Genomic DNA, 22,159 nt, shown 5'->3' with positions numbered 1-22,159 from the left:
ATTATCGCAGCCTCGGGTTGGAAACGATAGCAATCAGATCAGCTATCGTGATGAGCAGAAGATAGCCAAAGCAGAAGATCATCGCGCAGGTCTGGATCAGAGGCAGATCGCGCGTCGCAACCGCATCAAGCATGAGCTTGGCTATGCCGGGATAATTGAAGATAGTTTCCACGATGATGACGCCGCCCAACAGATAAGACAGCGAAAGCGCAACCGCATTGACGATTGGTCCGAGCGCATTCGGGAGCGCGTGGACGACAACCATTCGGCTGCGTGAAGCGCCTTTGAGCAACGCCATTTCAACATAGGGTGTGTTGAGCGTCTCTAGGACTGCTGCACGTGTCATACGGATCATCTGCGCTGAAATCACAAAGCTCAGCGTGATAACAGGCATCGCAAAAACCTTGAGAAGCCCCCAGAACGATGTCACCTCATTGGCCATCGACAGTGCTGGCAACCAGCCGAGATAGACCGCAAACACGATTACCGCAATGGTTGCGACCATAAACTCTGGCACAGAGATAACCGAAATCGTGATGATGGAAACAACGCGGTCATAGATCGTGCCGCGCATAATTGCGGCGGTAATGCCGAGAAACAATGCAATCGGCACCGATATTGCAGCCGTCACACCGGCAAGCTTCAGCGAATTGACGAGCCTGTTTCCGATCAAATCGGAAATCGGGACATTGTTGACGTAGGAAACGCCAAGATCACCGCGAAGCAGGTTTCCAAGCCAATATAGAAAGCGCAGGAAAGCGGGCTGATCAAGGTTCATCGCATGGCGAAGCCCGGCAACGGCCTCCGGTGTAGCCGCCTGCCCCAGAAGAATTTCAGCCACATCACCAGGAAGCATCGCTGTCGCAAAGAAAATCGTGAACGCAACAATCAGAAGCGTCACAGCAGCAACGACGAGGCGTTTGGCAATGAGATTCAGCAGAGGCGACTTCATGGTCATGCGCAACCCAATAGTTGGGGGAAACGATCAGTTCGGGCAAAAGCGATGTTTTGCCCGAACCCGAAAAGCAAGGTTACCTGACGTAAGGTCAGGCTTCCAGCCATGCATGTTCGGCAAATGTATAGCCCATCATGCCGCCAAGCGGATTTGGCTCAAGGCCATTCAGCTTCGGTGAAATCGCATCAACATTGGACATGAAAACCGGGATGACCGTTCCGGCCTCATTGGAAACCATGGCCTGCATGTCGCCATAGATTGCCTTACGCTTTGCTTCGTCGAGCGAACCACGGGCTTCGAGCAGCATCGAGTCAAACTTCTCCGACTTGTACTGGCTTTCATTCCATGGCGCATCGGTCTTATAGAGCAGCGAGAATAGAATATCCGGTGTCGGACGAGCATTGATGTTGCCGTAATGGACCGGATCTTTCAGCCAATGGTTTGACCAGTAGCCATCTGAAGGCACGCGATCGATGGTGATCTTCTGACCGATGGTCGAAGCTGCCTGCTGGAGAACCATAGCATAATCAAGCGATGACGATGCGGCTTCTGCCGCTGTGATGCGGATTTCCTGATTAAGCATACCGGCTTTTTCAAGGAGCGACTTTGCGCGGTCAGGATCGAACTCGCGCTGCTTAAGCTCTGCATTGTAATATTTGCTGGTTGCTGGAACAGGATGATCATTCGCTATTTCAGCAAGACCGCGTAGTACCGATTTCTGAATGACTTCGCGATTGGTCAGATATTTCAGCGCATCAGCCACGCCAGCCTTATCACCCGGAGTCAAATCAAGACGAACATTGAGGTTAGTATAGGTGCCGAGCTTCGAGATGAAGAGCTTCGCAGCTGGGTTATTTTCAAGCACGCGCAGCGAGCGTGGATTGAGGTTCGCACCAAGATGAATATCGCCGGAAAGAACGGCGTTCATACGCGCACTTTCATCCGAAATTGCAAAGAACTCAAACGAGTCGAGATGTGGGCCGTTATTCTTCCAATAATTCTCGTTACGCGCAGCCATTGAGCGCACGCCCGGCTGGAATTCCTTACAGACAAACGGGCCTGTGCCATTGCCCTTGGAGAAATCAGTCGTACCGTCTGCGACGATCATGAAATGATGCAGTGCCAGAATTGTTGGCAAATCGGCATTCGCATCTTGAAGCGTGATCTCAACGGTTGTGTCGTCAACCTTCTTCACACCCGTGATCTGCTTGGCAATCGCATTGACCTTGGAACCAACGGCTGGATCGAGGTGGCGATTAATCGAGAAAACGACGTCATCGGCAGTCAGCGACTTGCCGTCATGGAACGTGACACCCTTGCGCAGCTTGACTGTCCAGACCTTCGCATCCGAACTTTCAACGCTTTCGGCCAGTTCCATCTCTGTTTCGCCCTGACCATTAAGGAATGTCAGGCGGTTATAGAACGCGCAGCAGCGAACATAATCGGTCGCATTGGAAGCCTTGGCGGGATCAAGTGTATCGGCAGTGGAGGCGCTGAAACCAGCAGCCTTGATGAAGCCGCCTTTAACCGGGGTCGCAGCATAAGCAGAGGTTGCACGACCAAGGATTGTCGCCCCCGCTGCAACTGCTACACCACCCATAAGCATCATCTGCAACAATTCACGCCGGGTTGCCCCGCGACGAATTGCATTTTCAATCATCCGGTCGTCGGAAGAAGTCCAATTGGTTATCTTCTCGCTCATGGCAGTTCCCCTTGTTAAAGTTGCATTTGGTGCGCCGGTTTATAGTCACCGGTTTCACCTTGGGTTCATTGCGGTTTCAGAATTACGGTCGTTAACAACACCTCGTTGCAATGTGAGTTCGAGAGGCTCTTGGGATCGGGTTGACCCGGCATTTGGCGGGTATAATCCAATGGCTTCGCCTTTTATCCTCACCTTTGGCAGCTCTGACAGTGTGTTACAGAGATGCGCGTAAATTGCGCTGAATTGGAGAAGAACAGCAGCATAATATTGCGAATCTCATAAACTTACGAAATTCTTGCTCGCAACTAAGCTACTGCTCGTCAAACTCATCCCTTCATTGCTGCACGCACGTCTTCATCAGCAAGCGTCTGATCAAGCGTTATGCGCGTGCGTTCGATGATTGCGTCGATATCTTCATCAGTGCAGCAAAGCGGCGGCGCATAGCCAAGAACACCATTTGCAAAAGCCCGAATGACGAGACCATTGTCCCAGGCACGATCAAAAATGCGGCGTGCCGGATCAGCAGCAGCTGGAAGTGGCTTTTTCTTTTCCTTGTCAGTCACAAGCTCTATCGCAGCCAGCATACCGCGACCGCGAACATCGCCAACAAGCGGATGATCTGCCAAACCATGCAAACCAGCCATCAGACGCTGACCCGCCTTGCGGCCATTCTCGAGCAACCCACCTTCATAAAGGCGCAAACATTCAAGCCCAACTGCCGCACTGACTGGGTGTGCGGAATAGGTATAACCATGACCGACTGCCGATTTACCTGCGCCATCAGCGATGGTGTTGTAAACATGCTCGGACATGAACACGGCACCCATCGGCACATAGCCCGATGTCAGACCCTTAGCAGTCGTGATGAAATCGGGAACGACATCATCTTCCGAACAAGCGAAAAGCGGACCAGTACGGCCAAAGCCAGTAATGACTTCGTCGGCGATGAACAGAACATCATATTCCTTGCAAAGCGCATGCATTGCCTTGAGCCAGCCGGTAGGCGGAACCAACACGCCACCAGAGCCTTGAATGGGCTCAACATAAAATGCTGCGACACGTTCTGCGCCCAGCTCTTCAATTTTCGCACGAAGTGCTGCAACCGAGGCATCGATGATTGCCTGCGGATCAGTGCCAACCGGATTGCGATAAGCGTAATGCGATGGAATTTTATGCTGCCAGTCATATGGCACACCAAAGCCCGCATGAAATGCCGGAAGTGCAGTCAGACCGGAACCAGCCGTCGAGGAGCCATGATAGCCATATTCGACCGAAATAAACTGGTCTTTTTGCGGCGTGCCCTTCGCATGGTAATAATAGCGAATGAAGCGGATTGTACTGTCGATCGCGTCCGATCCACCAAGCGTGAAATAGACGTGGTTGAGATCACCCGGCGCACGATCTGCAAGTTCAGCAGCCAGGCGAATGGCAGGCTCTGAACCAAGACCGAAATAGCCGGTTGCGTAGGGAAGCTCTTGCAGCTGCTGTGTCGCTGCTTCGACAATGCTATCCTGACCATAGCCAACATTCACGCACCAAAGACCGGCAAAACCGTCGAGCAGCTTGTGGCCCGATGCATCGGTAACAGTAGCACCTTTGCCAGACTTCAAAACACGCACGCCAGCGGCTTCGTGACTGCGGAACGATGACACCGGATGCACCAGATGGGCGCGATCAAGTTCGATCAGCGAATTGCTCAGCATAATATTCTCCAAATCAACCTAGTGCCTGATTTACAAGCGCATATGTGCGGTATTTAGCACCGCTTTGTTCTTCGATTGGGCCAACGGCGCGGCGCATCGGTATTCCGCCACCAACATGAACGAGCCCGCGTTCAGTCAGCCAATCGGCAAGACCTGTCGCAATGTTCGTATCCACGCGGACGAATTCACCCGTATGTTTTGAAAGTAGAAAGTCGATCAGCGCACGCGCATCGTCGCCGTTCTTCGCAACAACCGGGCCGATAACAAGACCTCGACCAAAGGGACGAATTCCTGCAAATGCCTCGACTTCATCACCCTTGCGGATGACAGCGAACTGCGCGCTTTCATTCAACAATTGCATGATGTTCGAGCGATTATGGCCGGTTGCGGCAATATACATCTCGATCAGACACGAAAAATCACCGCTGTCCGCCCAAGAAATATCGGTCGGCGCATCGACCTTAGCGGCCAAGCCTTGATGCTGAATGATTTCACCATTCGCCACAAAGCCAAGCTTTTCATAGAGCGGCAATCCATCTTGCGTTGCGACCAGCAAACAAGTGCGCCCGCTTGCAGCATCAAGTGCCGCCTGCATCAGCTTGCGACCAAGCCCACGTCCGCGCATCGCTTCATCGACAATAACCATATTAACGGTTGCAACATCATCGCCCAACGGCGTCGACATTGCGGTGCCAACAACACGTCCATCTTCAAGGGCTACGACACCATTGCTGAGTGCGAGCACAAAGGCCCAGTCTTCGCGACGATGTGGCCAGCCTGCCTGTTGAGACAAAGCAACTGCACCATCAAGATGATCTGGTGTCATCGTTTCTAGAGTGATTGGCGATGCGGTCATGACTGTTTCCGAGCATGGTTCTTCATAGACTCAGATTAGAATGAGGCTTGCAGCAGTTCATCCCGACCAGCATCCATATACCGATGGTTTTCACTGTCCTTTGATAGCGCTGCCGCATCTTATGCCGCGAGATATGGCGAACGACCGTACAAACCAATATCCCACCCCTACTCGAAGGCCAGCCTGACGAAACTCTCTGCCAAAGCTCTACTGAGATACGAAACAATCTGCTTCGCACAGATAGGAATGCAGTGATTAGTCTATTCGCGGCTCATTATGATGTATGACAACGGCACAGCAGTGCCTGCACGCCTTGGAAGGATCAAATCATGGCCCAGTTCAGACCAAAATACATTACCTTCGATTGCTACGGCACACTGACCAATTTTCAGATGGCGGAAGCCGCACGCGATCTTTACGGCGAACAGCTCAATGAAGATCAGATGCAGCAGTTCATCAAGAATTTTGCAGCTTATCGTCTGGATGAAATCCTCGGCGATTGGAAGCCATATAATGAAGTCGTTCACAATGCGATTGAACGCACCTGCAAGAAGAACAATGTAACCTTCAAGGCAGAAGATGCGCGCACCGTCTATGAACGCGTACCAACCTGGGGTCCGCATGCAGATGTGCCAGCCGGTCTTTCCAAAGTTGCAAAGGAAATACCGCTCGTCATACTTTCAAATGCCATGAACGAGCAGATTCATCACAATGTCGATAAGCTCGGCGCTCCATTTCATGCCGTTTACACAGCGCAGCAGGCACAGGCTTATAAGCCACGCTTTAAGGCATTTGAATACATGCTCGACCAGCTCAACGCCAGTCCGGAAGACATTCTGCATGTCTCGTCATCGTTCCGCTATGACCTGATGTCGGCACATGATCTTGGTATCAAGAACAAGGTCTGGGTCAATCGCGGTCACGAACCTGCAAACCCTTATTACGGCTATACCGAAATCAAGGATATTTCCGGTCTGGCCGGTGTCGTTGGACTGTAAATAAGGCTTAGCAAGATGCAATTTAAACCCTACTGGCACGATACCACACCGCCTTTCACTGCTGGCGAAAAGAACCCGCCGGAAGGGCATTATGATGTTGCCATTATCGGCGGTGGTTTCACCGGCCTTTCGGCCGCATTGCATCTTGCCAAAGCTGGAAGCCGCGTGGCGGTCTTTGAGACTGGACTTGTCGGGTCCGGCGCTTCGGGACGCAATGGAGGCCATCTCAACAATGGCCTCGCGCACAGCTTTATCGCGGCAAAACAACACCTTGGCGCAGAGCGCGCCAAGGCTCTCTATAAGGCCTTTGACGATTCCGTCGATACAATCGAACGCATCGTTGCCGAAGAAAATATCGATTGCTCTTTCCGCCGCGCGGGTAAATTGAAGCTTGCTTCAAAGCCCGCACATTTTGATGGTCTTGCGCGCAATTTTGAAGCCATTCATGCGGAAGTTGATCCTGACACCGCCTTGCTGCGCGCCGATCAGCTTTCAGGCGAAGTCGGCTCAAATGATTTTCATGGCGCCATGCTTTCGAAGAAAAGCGCCATGATGCATATGGGGCGCTATGTGACAGGCCTGGCTGCGGCAGCAGCGCGTCACGGTGCTTTCATTTTTGAAAACACAACTGTTCAGCAGCGCAAAAAGCTCGGCAACCAGCACGAGATCGTTACGTCGCGCGGTACCGTGACTGCCGACAATGTTATCTTGGCAACCGGCGCTTACACCACCGACAGCTTTTCCTATTTCCGCAAACGTATCATCCCAGTTGGCAGTTTTATTATTGCAACCCGACCGCTGACTGAAAGCGAAATCGCCGCCACCATGCCCGGCAATCGCACCTATGTCACGTCCATGAATATCGGCAATTACTTCCGTCTTGCGCCAGATAATCGTATGATTTTCGGCGGTCGTGCTCGCTTTTCAACGACGTCAGACCAGCGCTCCGACGGCAAAAGCGGCGCAATTTTACGCGCAAACCTTGTTAAAATGTTCCCACATCTTGCCAATGTGGAAATCGATTATTGCTGGGGTGGTCTCGTCGATATGACTCAAGACCGCTATCCGCGCGCTGGCTTTGCCGATGGTGTCTGGTATGCGATGGGCTATTCCGGTCATGGCGCACAAATGTCAACACAAATGGGCATTTATCTGGCAGACGCGATCCTCGGACGCGGCGACCATAATCCGATTTCCGGCCTCGAATGGCCGACTATTCCGGGCTATTCCGGCAAACCTTGGTTTCTACCGATGGTGGGCTTTTATTATAAAATGCTCGACAAGTTTCAATAGAGCGCGTTTCGCTCTAATTATTTGTTTAAAGCGCATCTTATTCCGAAAACCGCTTCGCACTTTTCGGGATGCGCTTGCAATAAAAAGGGCGGTTAAACCGCCCTTTTTCATGTTCACAATCCGCCGACATGCAGCGTTTTGATTTCCAGGTATTCATCAATACCCAGTTTTGAACCTTCACGACCAAGCCCCGACTGCTTGACGCCACCAAACGGTGCCACTTCAGTCGAGATCGCACCCGTGTTGAGCCCAACCATACCGAACTCCAGCGCTTCAGCGACACGCCATGAACGCTTCAGGTTCTCGGTAAAGAAATATGCCGCCAGACCAAACGGCGTTCCGTTGGCAATCTCAATTGCTTCTTCTTCCTTCTCAAAACGGAAGAGCGGCGCAACTGGTCCAAAGGTTTCTTCGGAAGCCAGCAGCATGTGGGTTGTGGCGTCACCCAGCACAATTGGGCGTGCATATTGACGACCTTCCGGCATGCTTTCGCTTTGTGCCAGAATTTTTGCACCACGCCCCAGAGCATCACTCACATGGCGTTCAATCTTTTCAATCGCCGCATGATTGATCATCGGACCAATCGCAACGCCATCTTCCGTACCAACGCCGACTTTCATTTTTGCGACGCGATCCGAAAGCTTAGCTGCGAAGGCATCGTAAATGCCTGCCTGCACCAAAATGCGGTTTGAGCACACGCAGGTCTGGCCACCATTGCGGAATTTGGAGGCAATAGCACCTTCCACCGCCTGATCAAGGTCAGCATCGTCAAACACGATAAACGGCGCATTGCCGCCAAGCTCCAAGCTCAAACGCTTGATGCTGTCGGCAGCACCCTTCATCAGCAGTGAACCAACGCGGGTTGAACCCGTAAACGAAATTTTGCGCACGGTTTCATTAGCCATCAACTCATTACCAATTTCGCTTGGCATGCCGGTAACGATATTAATGACACCAGCCGGTATCCCTGCCCGCTCAGCAAGAACGCCAAGTGCGAGTGCTGAAAATGGGGTAAACTCCGAAGGCTTGATCACAACCGTACAGCCAGCAGCCAGCGCTGGAGCAACCTTGCGGGTGATCATCGCATTCGGGAAATTCCATGGCGTTATAATCGCGCAAACCCCAACCGCTTCTTTCAATACAAGAATACGACGGTCTGCAGTTGGCGAAGGAATGCTGCCGCCATCAATGCGGCGAGCTTCTTCAGCGAACCATTTAACAAAGGATGCGCCGTAGCGGATTTCGCCCAGTGCTTCATTGAGCGGCTTGCCCTGCTCCAGCGTCAGCAGAAGAGCAAGATCCTGCTCATGCTCAATCATCAGCGCAAACCAGCGTTCAAGCAGCGCTGCACGCTCGGCATGGGTTTTCTTTTTCCAAAGTTTGAAAGCTTGCGCAGCAGCATCAATTGCCGCTCGCGTTTCCTTGCCGCTCATATCGGGAATCGTGCCCAAAGTGCTGAGGCTTGCAGGATTGGTAACATCAACGGTCGCGCCAGACTCAGCATCCTGCCAGATACCACCAATGAGACCCCGTTGGCGGAAAAGCGCCTGATCTTTTAACGTATGCATGACGACCTCTTAAGCCAGAGCGCAAAGCACGGCCTGCGTGATCGCATCCGTTTTGTCTTTTCCCGCGACAGTTCCGATACCCTGAGCCGTCGCTGTTTCGATTGCTGCCATCACATCTTTTGCAGCCTGATGCTCGCCAAGATGCTCAAGCATCATCGCACCCGACCAGATCGCCGCAATTGGGTTGGCAATGCCAAAATGCGCAATGTCAGGCGCTGAGCCATGAACTGGCTCAAACATAGACGGTGCTGAGCGATCAGGATTGATATTTGCCGAAGCCGCATAACCAAGACCGCCCTGAATGGCCGCACCCAGATCAGTAAGGATATCGCCAAAGAGGTTTGAAGCCACAATTACGTCGAGGCTTTCGGGCGCCATAACCATACGGGCCGCCATAGCATCGATATGGTAATGTGAAACCTCGACATCGGGATATTCTTTGGCAACATCCTTTGTCACTTCGTCCCAGAAAACCATCGAGTATTTTTGAGCATTCGATTTTGTCACCGAAGCCAGCTTCTTGCGACGCGCACGCGCCTGCTCAAAGCCAAAACGGATGATGCGTTCGACACCGGTGCGGGTGAAGATCGCAGTTTCGACTGCAACTTCATCTTTGGTGCCCGAATGGACGCGTCCACCAGCGCCCGAATATTCGCCCTCGGTATTCTCACGAATGCAGAGAATATCAAAGCCTTCCGAACGCAGCGGACCGGTTACACCCGGCAACAGGCGATGCGGGCGGATATTGGCATATTGCACAAAAGCTTTGCGGATCGGTAACAACAAACCGTGCAGCGATACAGAATCCGGTACTTCCGCAGGCCAGCCAACAGCACCAAGATAAATCGCATCGAACTTACGCAAAGTCTCGATACCATCTGCTGGCATCATTGCGCCGGTCTCATGATAATATTCGCATGACCAAGGAAAGCTCTTGCCTTCCAACGCAAATCCATTGCGCTTTGCAGCAGCCTGCAAAACCTGCCATGTCGCATCGGTTACGCTTTTACCAATGCCATCGCCCGGAATGAGTGCAATCGAATAATTCTTCATTGTTTGTTCCCTTATAAGTCTATCAAAACGCTTTTAGTTTTGCGGTTCGCAAGATAGGCGTCACGTCCGAGATCTTTGCCAATGCCAGAGCTTTTATAGCCACCAGTCGGAAGGATATGGTCCCGCGAACGGCCATAACGATTGACCCAGATCGTTCCTGCTTGCAAAGCCTTGGTGACACGTAGCGCACGAGACAAATCTCGGGTGAAAAGACCTGCTGCCAATCCATAGGTTGGATGATCAGCAAGTGCTAATGCCTCGTCTTCGTCTTTGAATGTCTGAAGTGTCAGCACAGGCCCGAAGATTTCTTCGGTCACAGCGGGGGAGTTTTCATCAACACCGCGAAGCAAAGTTGGCTCGTAAAAATAGCCGTCACGATCCATTCGCTTGCCGCCCACAACACTTTGTGCGCCAAGACTGACAGCCTTCTGCACAATCTCATCAATACGACAAATCTGACGTTCCGAAATAATCGGAGAATATTGGGTATTCTCGTCCCATGTCACACCCGGCTTGATATTCGCCATATGACGCGCAATGGCTTCGCTCAATGCATCAGCAATTTCGTCCGCAACAATCAGACGCGAACCTGCGACACAGGCCTGTCCGGCATTGCTGAGAATACCGCGCGTGATGGCCGCTGCCGCCAGTTCGAGATCGGCATCGGCAAACACCACCTGCGGGCTTTTGCCCCCAAGCTCAAGTGTCATCGGCTTGATGCCGGTGCGCGCAATATTTTCCATAATCGCAGCACCTGCTGCCGTTGATCCGGTGAAGCTCACTTTGGAAATATCAGGATGCCCGGTAATAGCATTACCGGTGGTTGGTCCATCACCCAGAACGATGTTGATGAGGCCTGCAGGAATGCCAGCTTGCACGGCGAGTTCTGCGATATAAAGCGTGGTAAAAGGCGTGATCTCAGATGGCTTGAGGACAACTGCATTGCCTGCGGCCAGCGCTGGTCCGAGTTTCCAGCCAGCCATCGAGATCGGGAAATTCCACGGCGTAATCGCGCCAATCACACCATAAGGCTCGCTCAAGGTCATGCCGAATGTGCTGGTGCTGGTTGGCACAACTTCGCTGCCTTCCTTATCCGCAAATTCTGCAAAGAAGCGGATTTGCTCGGCAGTAACGGCTATATCGCCTTCAATGAGATGAGCGATTGGGCGCGTCGATGAAACCGCTTCCATGCGCGCCAGCGTCAGCGCTTCTTGCTCGATCAGATCGGCCCAACGATGCATCGCATTGAGCCGTTCTCGCGGACGGCTATCAGCCCAGCCGCTTGTTTTCAAAGTGGCCTTAGCATTTTCAACAGCACGATCAACCAGCGCAACATCAGCAATCGGACAATCGCCATAGGCTTTACCGTCCGACGGCCGGTGCATTTCCATCGCGCCGGTAGCTTCCACGCGCTCCCCGCCAATATAATGATAAAATGGCAGTTTAAGCGTTTCAGGATCAAAGCTTAATGTCATGGCGCACCTCGAACTTTCTATGACGAAAGATTAGAGCCACACGGGCCGCATTATTGATTGAGAATAACCCGCCGGACGGTTTTGAATCGCGTCAGACGGGTTTAAAGCGGCGGATTATTCTGGATACGAGATGCTTATTCGTAAACGCAGAGATAAATCTTACGCACGGTTTCAATCGTGCGCCACACGCCGACGAAGCCCGGCTTCATAACAAAGCTGTCGCCTGCACGATAAGTCTTGGTTTCGCCGTCCTTCTCTTCAATTTCGACGAGGCCAGACAAGATATGGCAGAACTCTAATGTTGTGCCCTTGATAGAATGGGTTTCGCCCGGCGTTGCCTCCCAAACGCCTGTCAAAACCTTGTCGTTCTTCGACGCATCCTGCGCCCAAGTCTTAAATGACGGCGTGCCAGAGATCAGGCGGTCTTCAGTAGGCAGGGCCTCTTTCGGCGCGAAATCTGGATTTGGATCGATAGTAATCAAAAGTGACATGATAGTTCCCTTCATCTAATAGCCGAGTTTGCGATCGATCAGGCCGATCAGTTCTTCTCCAGCCAAATGGCGCTGAATATTTTCAATGACGGATTTCGCAGCCGTATGCGGCTGCGTGACGGATGCAATATGCGGTGTGATCAGCACTTTCGGATGCGACCAAAGCGGATGCCCGGATGGAAGCGGTTCTGGATCAGTCACATCGAGCATAGCTGCCGCAAGATGACCGCTATCAAGCGCATCAATCAGTGCATTTTGATCAAGCTGCGGTCCGCGTCCCGTATGCAACAAGCGCGCGCCGTTTGGCAGCAAAGCAAACAAGTCGGCATTCAAAATGCCGCGTGTTTCATCGGTTAGCGGCAGCAGACAAATCAGAATATCTGTTTGGCGCAGGAAGCTTGCAAACCGGTCCTCACCGTAAAAACAGGTAACGCCTTCAATGTCTTTCTGGCTGCGACTCCAACCGGAAAGCGGAAACTGAAATGGCTTGAGACGTTCGATTGCAGCTTGCGCCAGCATACCCAGCCCTAAAAAGCCAATTCGTCGTTCTGATGCCTGCGGCGTAGCAATGGCTCGCCATGTTTCCGCCTGCTGTTGTTGGCGATAGGCAATTGCTTCACGATGCAATGTCAGCACGCCAAGCGCCACATATTCTTGCATCATGCGAATGATGCCGTCTTCAACCATGCGAACGAGCTTCACATGCTCAGGCACGCTGCCCGGCTTAAACTGATCAACGCCCGCACCAATTGAGAACAAAATTTCAAGATTGCGATAACGCCCAATATCGTCTGGCGCGACCCAGCTAATCAAATAGCGGATTTTATCAGGATCGACCTCATCGCCAGCCTGAAAAAACGCGATGTCCGGCAGAGCTTTCGAAAATGCTTCGCGGAAAACGGCACCACGGGCAGCATCGGAGTTGAAAAGAAATGCCATGATTGCTTCCGATTAAGAGGTAAGGCGCGAGGCAAGATTATCGATCATCTTCTGGCACGCATGCAGCTCGTTTATTTCGATATATTCGTTCGGGCGATGGGCGCGGCTGATATCACCGGGGCCACAGATAATTGCATCAATGCCTGCCTGCTGGAACAGCCCCGCTTCCGTGCCGTAGCTTACCGCAGCCAGAGTTTCCTGCCCCGTCAACTCGACCATCAAATGGGAAAGTGCACTATCAGTTGATAGTGAAAGAGCCGGATATGCGCTTAATTCATGCCACAGCACTTCATACCCGATATCCCGTAGAGCAACGAGTTCGGCTTTTACTGGCTCCAGCAATTCGGTTGGTGAGATACCGGAAATTGCACGCACTTCAATATCAGCGGTGCAGCGATCAGGAATGATATTAACCGCCTGTCCGCCAGAGATGACGCCAAACTGCAACGATGAATATGGCGGCTCAAAATTGGTATCGAACGGCCCGGCTTCCAGCGTTTGACCGTATGCGGTTGCTTTTGCAATCACGCCAGCCATGGCGTGAACGGCATTCAACCCAAGATCGGGACGCGATGAATGGCCCGAGCGCCCAATAACTTCCAGCCGAGCTGCGGCTTTACCTTTATGCGCACGCACGGCCTGCATGCGGCTTGGCTCACCGATAATGGCTCCCAGCGGCTTGGCACAAAGATCTGGAAGCGCTGCAAGCAAATGCGGCACACCACGACAGCCCGCTTCTTCATCGTAGGAAAAAGCAAGATGCACGGGCTTTTCCAGCGAACGAGAGGCGAGCATCGGCAGGGCAGCAAGCGCACAAGCCAGAAAGCCCTTCATGTCCGTCGTGCCGCGCCCATAAAGTCTGTTGCCGTCTTTATGCAGCTTAAACGGATCAGTCGTCCATTCAGACTCTCCAGCGGGAACCACATCCGTGTGGCCAGAAAGAATATAGCCCGACACATCACGAGGGCCGATAGTGATAAAAAGATTTGCCCTGTCGCCTTCAGGTCCGGGCAAAACCGATACGTCAGCACCCGCAGACTTTGCGTACGAACTGATCCAGCCAACAATCGCATCATTGGGAGTACCAACAACCGATGGAAAGCCAATCAAAGCTGCAAGGATTTCTTCGACGTTCATCAATACCACATTCAAAGTCAGAGCTTCGGATTTCTATCAGAATATGGTGTTGGGGCAGTGTTCCGTGCCGAATATCATGCTGCTTCAAACAAAGATTGCGAATAGCGGCGATCAAGCAGCTAATTATGCGGAGGTATTTGTGGAATGATGCGGCAAAATACGCCTGCCCAAAGCGTTGCATTGCGTGGCAGGATCAAAAACACTGTGTCTTGAGGGCTGAATGTCCATAAGTCGAGCTTGGGCAGCGGGTAGGGATCGGAATGGCTGATATGCAAAAATCAGTACGGCTCAAATCTTTTGAATTGATCGCACATGACATAGCAGATGTGGACAAGAGCCTGCTTCATGGTCTTTCGATGGGTGTTCGCTGGCCGCACCGTCCCAATGACTGGGATCTCATGTTGAAAACCGGACAAGGGTTGGTCGCTATTGATGGCATTGGCCGGGTATTCGGTAGCGCTATGTGGTTTCCTTACGGAGACGATTTCGCAACCATTGGCATGGTCATCACCTCCCCCCGCACACAAGCGCAAGGCAATGGTCGTTGGCTGATGGAACAGGTGATGGAGCGATGCAAAGGTCGCAGCCTCAGCCTCAATGCGACCCAGGCAGCATATAAACTTTACCTGACGCTCGGCTTTACCGATGAGGCAACAGTCTATCAGCATCAGGGACAAGTCGGGCTTGAACTTCCGGCCATACCAACGCCAAATGGAGAACTTGTAGCGCTTTCGGCAGAGGAGCTCAAAAAAGTCTCCGAGCTCGACTGCAAAGCCTTTGGCACAAACCGCATGCATTTGCTTCACCTCATCTCTGACACAGCCGAAATCTATGGGTTGGAGAGAAACGGGCAGATGGTTGGTTATTCCTTTTGCCGCGAATTTGGCCGCGGGAAAGTTATTGGCCCCATCGTCGCAAGCAATGACGAAGACGCCATTCAATTAGCCGCAGTTCACCTGAAAAATCTTAAAGGCAAATTTGCGCGCGTTGATACGCGTGAGAAAACCGGCGCTTTCGCCGACTTCCTAGAGCAATCCCGCCTCGGTGTGTACAGCACGGTAACAACCATGTCGAAGGGCAAGCTGTTTTTGAACAGAGAGGCACACAAACCATGGGTTTACGGGTTGTCGGCACATGGCTGGGGCTAAAATAACTCTAAGAAGCCGACCGCACTGGCTCCAACTTGCTCTCAACATCCAATGAGTGCCATCACACCCGTTGCAGCATTAACGGCGCGAATACAAAATACTACCTAATGGCGGACAGCCAAGCCAGTTAATCGTGGTATGATCCAAGGCAAACTCGAATATACTCTTTGTCTATAGCGCTATCGATGCTGACACCCCGAACCGTACAACCGCATTGCGCGCCGACAATCCTCCGCTTGCAGCCTTCAAAACGTGCCGTCGCAACAGGCAGATCGCCGATTGCCACCCTAAAAGCAATCCAGCGTTAAAAACATGCGCTCTACGTGCCGTTATCGTCGAAACAAGGTTTCGGCGTCAGACTATGTTGGCATAATCACAACCGAATTTCCTGATCCATAAACGGATTGTTTTAGGGGCATTGATGTTCTCTCTTTAAGCCAGCATGTCCCCAACGATGCGAGTGTTTAACGGAAAGTGGAAATCCGACCACTCTGCTTCCGTGATAATCTCAGACGGATAACAATGGCCGAGATAAAGCGGCTAAATAGAAGCATACTTTTTATAATTGCTGCTTTACGTACCTCAAATCGGCGGGTAATGTCTTGGGTGAAACTTTGGGAGGAGTTTACGTGCTTTTGAATATTTACGCTGATATTCATGTATCAGAATTTCGTTGCGTAATCTCTTACGACAACGTTGTCTTTGGCGTTTGCGCATGACTGCATCGCCAAAAGAAACGCGTATTCCGCTCCTTCAAGCCGTGTCGCTGTCGAAGTCTTTCGGTCCGGTTCAGGTGCTCAAAGGCATCAATCTGAGTATCTATGGCGGCGAAGTTCATGCGATTATCGGCGAAAATGGTGCCGGTAAATCGACATTGATGAAACTGCTTGCCGGCAATGAGCGTCCGACCAGCGGTGAAATTCATATCGATGGCAAGCCAATCGCGTTTTCAGGACCGGTTGAGGCTGAAGCGCAGGGTATTGTGCTTGTGCATCAGGAAATTTTGCTCGCGCCTGATCTGACCGTTGCGCAGAACATTTATCTTGGTCGCGAGCTTTCGAATGGGCTTGTTGTCGATGATAAATCGATGCGCGAAGGTGCGCGTAAGGCAGTTCGCGATCTTGGTGCCGACATAAACCCCGATGCTATAGTCGGCAGCCTTTCGATCGCGCAGCGGCAGCTTGTACAGATTGCGCGCGTGCTGTTGGTGCCGCACCGCGTTGTCATTTTCGACGAACCCACTGCATCGTTAACACCGGTTGAAACCGAAGCTTTGTTGAAAGTAATTTGCGATATTCGTGCCAAGGGCGTGGCCGTTCTCTATATTTCGCATCGCCTGCCGGAAGTGAAGGAAATTTCGGACCGCATCACGGTTTTGCGTGATGGAACGCTTGTGGCAGCGCATATGACTTCTGAGCTTCAACCCAATGATATGGCCCGGTTGATGGTTGGACGCGATGTGGCCAAGCTTTATCCGGATCGTGCATCTGAACGGTCGGATGCGACGGTGTTTGAAGTGCAAGACTTTACAGTTCCCGGCTATGTCAAAACAGCGAGCTTCGCATTGCGCAGAAGTGAAATCCTTGGCTTTGCTGGCTTGGTGGGGGCTGGCCGTACAGAGCTTATGGAAGGTGTTGTCGGCCTTCGTCCCGGCAAAGGACAGGTTCAGCACAATGGCAAACCCGTCAACTTCCATAATGCGCATGAAAGCCTGTCTGCTGGGATCGCTTATCTCAGTGAAGATCGCAAAGGCAAAGGGCTGTTGCTTGGTAAAGACCTTGGCATCAATCTGACACTTGCATCAATCAGCAAATTTGTGCGTGGCTTGCAGATCGACCGGAATAAAGAGCGCGTGGCGCTTGATGACGCGATCAAGGAATTTGATATTCGCACCGGCCGCAAAGATATTCTCGCTGGCCAACTTTCAGGCGGAAATCAGCAAAAGCTGTTGCTTGCAAAAATGATGCTGCTGAATCCGTCTATCGTCATCATAGACGAACCGACACGCGGCATTGATGTGGGCACGAAAGAACAGATTTATCAGTTCATCGCCAATCTTGCCGATGAAGGAAAATCAATCATCGTTGTGTCATCAGAGATGCCAGAACTTATCGGGATATGCGACCGCATCGTTGTTATGCGCGAAGGCCGTATTGCGGGTGAGGTGACAGGTGATCGCATGACCGAGCACGACATAGTCGTTCTTGCAACGGGCGTCAGCACAGAAGCGGCATAAATATAAATAGGGGTGTCAATGACTGACGTAGTGAATGACAAGAGCAAAGCGCCGAATACGTCCAAAGACTGGGATCTGAGGGCGATTGCCCCTTTTATTGCGCTGCTTTTGCTACTTGTTCTTGGAACAATTGCCAATCCGAATTTCATCAGTATCGATAATCTGCTCAATGTCGCAACACGCAGCGCGTTTATTGCAATTATCGCGCTGGGCGCAACCTATGTGATCTCGTCGGGCGGGCTTGATCTGTCGGTTGGGGCGATGGCTGCTTTTGTCGGCAGCATCATGATTATGTTTATGAACAGTGGTGTCATTGCCGATCCGGTAATGATGCTCATAGCGGCTGTATTGCTGGCGGTTGTCGTAGGTGCGCTTTGCGGCTTGACCAACGGCTTGATCACGACAATGGGCGGGATAGAACCCTTCATTGCGACACTTGGAACAATGGGGATTTATCGTGGTCTGACAACATGGCTGTCGCAGGGTGGTGCAATTACTTTACGTAATCCTGAAATTCAGGCGCTTTACCGCCCTGTCTATTTTGGTGATGTGTTTGGTGTGCCCATTCCGGTAATTGCGATTTTTGTCACGGCAGCGATTGCGGCTTTCGTGCTCTATCGCACCCGTTATGGACGTCATGTGATTGCGGTTGGCTCCAGCGAAGATGTTGCGCGTTATTCAGGTATTTCGGTTAAGCGTGTTCGCACAATTGCCTATGTCGTACAGGGGCTTTGCGTCGCCGTTGCCGTGTTGCTTTATGTGCCGCGACTTGGCTCAACTTCGGCAACCACCGGCATGTTGTGGGAGCTGCAGGCGATTACAGCGGTTGTGGTTGGCGGTACGGCGTTGCGCGGTGGCGTAGGGCGTGTCTGGGGCACGATATGCGGCGCATTCATTCTCGAAATTGTCGGCAATATCATGCTGCTTTCCAACTTCATCAGCGAATATCTGATCGGCGCTATTCAGGGTGCCATCATTATCATTGCCATGCTGGTTCAGCGCTCACTCTCACGACGATGATGAGGAGCGTCTAAAGGCTTGGAATAACAGGTTTGACGGGATTGATGGGGCGGTCCGGTCACTCAGGGATAAAGCCCCCGAACACTTGGGAGGAATTAATGCGAGGAAAACTTTTAGGCGTTGCTTTTGCCGCTCTAGCAGCTGGGGCGTTAGCCTTCACTGGTGTTGCAAGCGCGCAAGACAAAAAGGTCACGATCGGTGTATCGATCCCGGCTGCTGACCATGGCTGGACAGCGGGTGTTGTCTATCATGCGGAACGTGTTGCCAAGCTATTGATGCAGGAGCATCCGGGCCTGAATGTCATCGTTAAGACATCGCCAGATGCGGCCAGCCAGGCCAATGCGTTGCAGGATCTGGCCGTTCAAGGTCTCGATGGTCTTGTGGTTCTGCCGACCGATCCAGATCCGCTGGTCAACGCAATCAAGGAAATCAAAGACAAAGGCACATTTGTAGCGCTTGTTGATCGCGCTCCAAGCAACAATGATAATTCGATCCGCGATCTTTACATCGCGGGTAACAATCCTGCTCTTGGTCAGGTCGCTGGTGAATATATTGCCAAGAACACACCAGACGCGCAGGTCGTTGTCATTCGTGGTATGCCAATCCCAATTGACCAGCAGCGTCAGGACGGCTTTGACAAGGGTATTGCAGGCTCCAACGTTAAGGTTCTTGATCGTCAGTATGGCAACTGGAACCGCGACGATGCCTTCCGCGTGATGCAGGACTTCCTGACCAAGTATCCAAAGATTGATGTTGTCTGGTGTCAGGATGACGATATGGCTGTCGGTGTTCTCGAAGCCATCAAGCAGGCAAATCGTGAAGACATTCAGTATGTTATCGGTGGTGCTGGTTCCAAGGACATGATCAAGAAGGTCATGGATGGCGATAAGCTTATACCGGTTGATGTGCTTTATCCGCCTGCGATGGTATCAACCGCGATGGAACTGGCCGCTGGTCATTTCTATGATCAGGTACCAGTCAGCGGCGAGTATATTCTCGATGCAACGCTGATCACCAAGGACAATGCCGAGCAGTTCTACTTCCCGGATTCTCCTTTCTAATATTGAATTACGCGCCCGCTTTGCCGGGCGCGTATTTGTATTATGTCCATAAAATTTGCGTTATCTTTGGAGGATTTTTGATGAAGACGATCAAGGGGCCTGGGATTTTTCTCGGGCAGTTTGCGGGCGATGCAGCGCCATTTAACAGTTGGGACAGCATTACCAAATGGGCAGCTGAAAAAGGCTATGCTGGTGTGCAGGTGCCGACATGGGCAAGCCAATTGATCGACCTCAAAAAGGCTTCTGAATCCAAAGACTATTGCGATGAGTTTGCCGGTGTTGCGCGTGAAAACGGCGTTGAAGTTACTGAGCTTTCGACGCATTTACAGGGACAGCTCATTGCAGTTCATCCGGCCTATGATGAGGCATTTGATGGCTTTGCTGTGCCGGAAGTGCGCGGCAATCCGAAAGCGCGTCAGGCATGGGCTGTTGAGCAGGTGAAAATGGCGATCCGTGCTTCGCGCAATCTCGGCATCGGCGCCCATGCAACTTTTTCAGGCGCTTTGGCCTGGCCGTTCATCTATCCGTGGCCGCAGCGCCCGGCTGGTCTGGTGGAAGCTGCTTTTGATGAACTGGCGCGTCGCTGGCTGCCGATCCTTGATCATGCGGATGAGCATGGCGTTGATATTTGCTACGAAATCCATCCGGGCGAAGACCTGCATGATGGTGTGACGTTCGAGATGTTCCTTGAACGTGTGAAGAACCATTCGCGCGCGAACATGCTTTATGATCCATCGCATTATGTGCTGCAATGTCTGGATTACCTCGACAATATCGACATTTACAAAGACCGCATCAGGATGTTCCACGTCAAGGATGCCGAGTTTAATCCGACCGGGCGTCAGGGCGTTTATGGCGGCTATCAGGGCTGGGTCAATCGCGCCGGTCGCTTCCGTTCGCTGGGCGATGGTCAGGTCGATTTTGGCGCTGTGTTCTCGAAAATGGCAGCCAATGACTTTGACGGCTGGGCAGTTGTTGAGTGGGAATGCGCGCTCAAGCATCCTGAAGACGGAGCGCGCGAGGGTGCTGAGTTTGTCAAACACCACATCATTCGCGTGACGGAAAAAGCATTCGATGACTTTGCTGCGGGCGGAACGGATGATGCCGCCAATCGCCGTATGCTGGGCTTGTAAAGCGTATCCCGAAAACTGCGCCGCGGTTTCGGGCCAAGATACGCGTTAAAAATATCAAGTGAGAGCGCCGATTTGAGAAAACCAGATCAAGTGCGCTCGGAGGAATAACTATGACCATTGAAGCAAAGACCAAGGAAACAGCCAATCCGCGCATTCGGCTTGGCATGGTTGGCGGCGGTGCGGGGGCGTTTATTGGTGGCGTGCATCGCATGGCATCGCGCCTTGATAACCGCTTTGAGTTTGTTGCAGGCGCACTCTCGTCTTCAGCGGAAAAAGCGCAGGCGTCGGGACGCGAGCTGGGACTTGCGGAAGATCGCATTTATTCAAGCTATAAGGAAATGGCGATCCGTGAAGCGCGCCTTAAAAATGGTATTGAAGCGGTTGCAATCGTTACGCCAAACCATGTGCATTATGATGCGGCGAAGGAGTTTCTGCGCCGTGGCATTCATGTGATCTGCGATAAGCCCCTGACATCGACTTTGGCTGATGCGAAAAAGCTTAAGAAAGTCGCTGATGAGAGTGGCGCATTGTTTGTGCTAACCCACAATTATACCGGCTATCCGATGGTGCGACAGGCGCGCGAAATGATCGCCAATGGCGAGCTTGGTGATCTGCGTGTGGTGCAGGTGGAATATGCGCAAGACTGGCTCACCGAAGCGGTTGAAGAAACCGGGGCTAAAGGTGCAGTTTGGCGCACCGATCCGGCACAATCCGGGCTTGGTGGAGCAACGGGTGATATTGGCACCCATGCGTTTAACCTTGCATCCTTTGTGACGGGCCTCACGCTTGAAAGCTTAGCTGCCGATCTCGATAGCTTTGTTCCGGGTCGCCGTCTTGATGACAATGCGCATGTCATGCTGCGTTTTGCAGGTGGCGCCAAGGGTATGCTTTGGTGCAGCCAGGTCGCTCCGGGCAATGAAAACACGTTGCGCCTGCGCGTCTATGGCACCAAAGGCGGCATTGAATGGGCGCAGGAAGATCCGAACCGTCTGTGGTTTACACCATTTGGCGAGCCAAAGCGTCTGATCACGCGTGGCGGTGCTGGTGCAGGAGAAGCTGCGGCACGTGTAACCCGCATTCCGGGTGGCCATCCCGAAGGCTATCTAGAAGCCTTTGCAACGATCTATACAGAAGCGGCCAATGCAATTCAGGCGCGACGTGACAATGCGAAGGTTGATAGTGCGGTTATCTATCCAACCGTCGATGACGGGGTAAGAGGTGTGTCGTTTATCGATGCTTGTGTGCGCTCATCCAATAAGAACGGCGGATGGGTTCATATGGCGTGAACTGCTGCCATCTGCTGATAGCTCACTGCATTGAGAAATGGCTGCAATAAATACGGCAATAGCTCCCGGATTTGCTCCGGGAGCTTTGTTTTTGTTTTATGCGTT

18 protein-coding genes are annotated in these 22,159 nt (G+C 52.1%); 8 read left to right on the top strand and 10 right to left on the bottom strand.

Going from position 1 to position 22,159, the window contains the following annotated elements; all coding sequences use genetic code 11:
• Window position 1 precedes the first annotated feature (1 nt).
• The 4 genes from J2782_RS14505 to J2782_RS14490 form a co-directional block, all read right to left on the bottom strand.
• Complete coding sequence (locus tag J2782_RS14505; protein ID WP_250042673.1) at window positions 2–952, bottom strand: ABC transporter permease; 951 nt, start codon at window positions 950–952, stop codon at window positions 2–4.
• A gap of 94 nt (window positions 953–1,046) precedes the next feature.
• Window positions 1,047–2,657 carry an ABC transporter substrate-binding protein gene (locus tag J2782_RS14500; protein WP_310013772.1) on the bottom strand — a complete coding sequence of 537 codons (1,611 nt, stop codon included), beginning with the start codon at window positions 2,655–2,657 and terminating at the stop codon, window positions 1,047–1,049.
• Window positions 2,658–2,983: 326 nt separating this feature from the next.
• On the bottom strand, window positions 2,984–4,360 hold the full coding sequence (locus tag J2782_RS14495) for an aspartate aminotransferase family protein (protein WP_310013769.1): 1,377 nt from the start codon (window positions 4,358–4,360) through the stop codon (window positions 2,984–2,986).
• A 13-nt stretch (window positions 4,361–4,373) separates the two neighbouring features.
• A complete protein-coding gene (locus J2782_RS14490; protein ID WP_310013767.1) occupies window positions 4,374–5,216 on the bottom strand; it encodes a GNAT family N-acetyltransferase in 843 nt (280 codons plus the stop codon).
• A 329-nt stretch (window positions 5,217–5,545) separates the two neighbouring features.
• Between J2782_RS14490 and J2782_RS14485 the strand changes: the two genes are divergently transcribed.
• Both J2782_RS14485 and J2782_RS14480 read left to right on the top strand, forming a co-directional pair.
• Window positions 5,546–6,214, top strand: coding sequence for a haloacid dehalogenase type II (locus tag J2782_RS14485; protein WP_310013765.1), 669 nt, complete (start codon window positions 5,546–5,548; stop codon window positions 6,212–6,214).
• A gap of 15 nt (window positions 6,215–6,229) precedes the next feature.
• Entirely contained in the window at window positions 6,230–7,507 is a 1,278-nt protein-coding gene (locus tag J2782_RS14480) for an NAD(P)/FAD-dependent oxidoreductase (RefSeq protein WP_310013763.1), read from the top strand.
• A gap of 113 nt (window positions 7,508–7,620) precedes the next feature.
• Here J2782_RS14480 and J2782_RS14475 read toward each other — a convergent pair whose 3' ends face one another.
• The 6 genes from J2782_RS14475 to argE form a co-directional block, all read right to left on the bottom strand.
• Window positions 7,621–9,075 carry an NAD-dependent succinate-semialdehyde dehydrogenase gene (locus tag J2782_RS14475; protein ID WP_310013761.1) on the bottom strand — a complete coding sequence of 485 codons (1,455 nt, stop codon included), beginning with the start codon at window positions 9,073–9,075 and terminating at the stop codon, window positions 7,621–7,623.
• A 9-nt stretch (window positions 9,076–9,084) separates the two neighbouring features.
• Window positions 9,085–10,128, bottom strand: coding sequence for a tartrate dehydrogenase (locus J2782_RS14470; RefSeq protein WP_310013759.1), 1,044 nt, complete (start codon window positions 10,126–10,128; stop codon window positions 9,085–9,087).
• An 11-nt stretch (window positions 10,129–10,139) separates the two neighbouring features.
• Window positions 10,140–11,603, bottom strand: coding sequence for an aldehyde dehydrogenase family protein (locus tag J2782_RS14465; protein WP_310013758.1), 1,464 nt, complete (start codon window positions 11,601–11,603; stop codon window positions 10,140–10,142).
• A gap of 134 nt (window positions 11,604–11,737) precedes the next feature.
• The gene (locus J2782_RS14460; protein WP_310013756.1) at window positions 11,738–12,094 is read right to left on the bottom strand and encodes a cupin domain-containing protein; all 357 of its coding nucleotides are present in this window, start codon (window positions 12,092–12,094) and stop codon (window positions 11,738–11,740) included.
• Window positions 12,095–12,109: 15 nt separating this feature from the next.
• Window positions 12,110–13,033, bottom strand: coding sequence for a 2-hydroxyacid dehydrogenase (locus tag J2782_RS14455; protein ID WP_310013753.1), 924 nt, complete (start codon window positions 13,031–13,033; stop codon window positions 12,110–12,112).
• A gap of 12 nt (window positions 13,034–13,045) precedes the next feature.
• Window positions 13,046–14,170, bottom strand: coding sequence for an acetylornithine deacetylase (argE, locus tag J2782_RS14450; RefSeq protein ID WP_310013751.1), 1,125 nt, complete (start codon window positions 14,168–14,170; stop codon window positions 13,046–13,048).
• 269 nt (window positions 14,171–14,439) lie between these two features.
• Here argE and J2782_RS14445 point away from each other — a divergent pair, with 269 nt between their 5' ends.
• The 6 genes from J2782_RS14445 (at window position 14,440) to J2782_RS14420 (ending at window position 22,054) form a co-directional block, all read left to right on the top strand.
• The gene (locus J2782_RS14445) at window positions 14,440–15,318 is read left to right on the top strand and encodes a GNAT family N-acetyltransferase (protein ID WP_310013904.1); all 879 of its coding nucleotides are present in this window, start codon (window positions 14,440–14,442) and stop codon (window positions 15,316–15,318) included.
• Window positions 15,319–16,033: 715 nt separating this feature from the next.
• The gene (locus J2782_RS14440) at window positions 16,034–17,554 is read left to right on the top strand and encodes a sugar ABC transporter ATP-binding protein (protein WP_310013748.1); all 1,521 of its coding nucleotides are present in this window, start codon (window positions 16,034–16,036) and stop codon (window positions 17,552–17,554) included.
• 18 nt (window positions 17,555–17,572) lie between these two features.
• A complete protein-coding gene (locus J2782_RS14435) occupies window positions 17,573–18,574 on the top strand; it encodes an ABC transporter permease (protein ID WP_310013746.1) in 1,002 nt (333 codons plus the stop codon).
• A gap of 98 nt (window positions 18,575–18,672) precedes the next feature.
• Window positions 18,673–19,635: a substrate-binding domain-containing protein gene (locus tag J2782_RS14430; protein ID WP_310013744.1), complete on the top strand. Its 963-nt coding sequence runs from the start codon at window positions 18,673–18,675 to the stop codon at window positions 19,633–19,635.
• Between the two features lie 80 nt (window positions 19,636–19,715).
• A complete protein-coding gene (locus tag J2782_RS14425) occupies window positions 19,716–20,768 on the top strand; it encodes a sugar phosphate isomerase/epimerase family protein (RefSeq protein ID WP_310013742.1) in 1,053 nt (350 codons plus the stop codon).
• A gap of 110 nt (window positions 20,769–20,878) precedes the next feature.
• A complete protein-coding gene (locus J2782_RS14420; protein WP_310013740.1) occupies window positions 20,879–22,054 on the top strand; it encodes a Gfo/Idh/MocA family protein in 1,176 nt (391 codons plus the stop codon).
• Window positions 22,055–22,159 lie beyond the last annotated feature (105 nt).

Origin of the sequence: Brucella pseudogrignonensis, from assembly GCF_031454375.1 — a bacterium.
In the GTDB taxonomy this organism is placed as follows: domain Bacteria; phylum Pseudomonadota; class Alphaproteobacteria; order Rhizobiales; family Rhizobiaceae; genus Brucella; species Brucella pseudogrignonensis_A.
The sequence above is the reverse complement of the archived record's forward strand: the minus strand, read 5'-3'. Positions and strand labels throughout refer to the sequence as shown.